Annotated in this window: 1 protein-coding gene; it reads right to left on the reverse strand. The window is 31.8% G+C overall.

Annotated features, from left to right (window positions below; all coding sequences use genetic code 11):
- Positions 1-52: 52 nt before the first annotated feature.
- Entirely contained in the window at positions 53-295 is a 243-nt protein-coding gene (locus HC175_RS18185) for a hypothetical protein (RefSeq protein WP_168024105.1), read from the reverse strand.
- Positions 296-472 lie beyond the last annotated feature (177 nt).

Below are 472 nucleotides of genomic sequence, written 5' to 3' on the forward strand. Positions count from 1 at the left end.
TAGTGAAATATATCTTCTAATTTATCTTCGGCTAGTCGAGTCCAATAAACAGTTAACCCCATTTTTGTACTTTAGATTTTAATTCAGATGCCTTGGTCAATCGTCCATTTTTAGAATCGTCTAGTGCCTGATCAATTTCGGTATTAAATTGTTGCATCGACATAGGTTTCATTTCTTTTTCAAGTAACTCTGCTTTGCTTTTATGCAGCATTTTTTCTAATCCAATTATAATTTCTTCGTTTTGTAAACGAAGAAATTCCTGAACAAAAGATATTTTTTTAGCCTCTAAATCCATCTGTGTGCTTTTTATCAAAAATACGAATTCCTTTTTAGTAATTCCTTCTTCATCAGAATATTGAACAGCCTGATTCTTACTGTAGGAACACTCATATCTAATATACCATAGCCACGGAATTTAATCCGTGGTAAAAGACAATGGAGAACCATAAACTGATCTAAAATAGATTCATAC

This window comes from Salinimicrobium oceani (genome assembly GCF_012037645.1).

Bases quoted from the DNA above. Each gene is read 5' to 3' on its own strand.
- HC175_RS18185 (WP_168024105.1), bottom strand. From the start codon at position 295: ATGGATTTAGAGGCTAAAAAAATATCTTTTGTTCAGGAATTTCTTCGT.